The 408-nt window shown below is 52.7% G+C and carries 1 pseudogene; it reads right to left on the bottom strand.

The window, feature by feature from the left end:
• Positions 1 to 408: pseudogene (locus Q0V21_RS32760) on the bottom strand (hypothetical protein); the annotation flags it as partial.

Here is a 408-nt window from a genome sequence, read left to right on the forward strand (position 1 = left end):
CACATCGTTTAACCCAGCGTCGTGGCTCTCCTGTTCCGTCAGGGTCAGCATCGTACGATTGTCTTCACCTTTCAGGTCCATGAACGGCTTGGCATACGCTTTTCCCGCACTGGATACATCTTGCCAGATCTCTTTCCCTGATTTCTGACCCGTGACCAGGTCTCCCGTGTAATCGATGGCGTTATTTACGCCCGTGATCGTTCCCTGTACCGTGGCATTCCGCTCCGTTAATGACCCAACTTGTTCTCCCTTTACCCAGCTGTATAATCCCTGGGCATTGTCACCCCCGACAATCCCTGTAAATGCAAGGTCAGCCACATCACCGACCATGCTGAGCAGGCTTTTCCCCTCTTCGATCACACCGTCCAATTTGCCCTTTTCACGTGCTTCCCAGTTTCGTTTCAGCCT

Origin of the sequence: Paenibacillus sp. 11B, from assembly GCF_030487755.1 — a bacterium.
Lineage (GTDB): Bacteria > Bacillota > Bacilli > Paenibacillales > Paenibacillaceae > Paenibacillus > Paenibacillus vandeheii.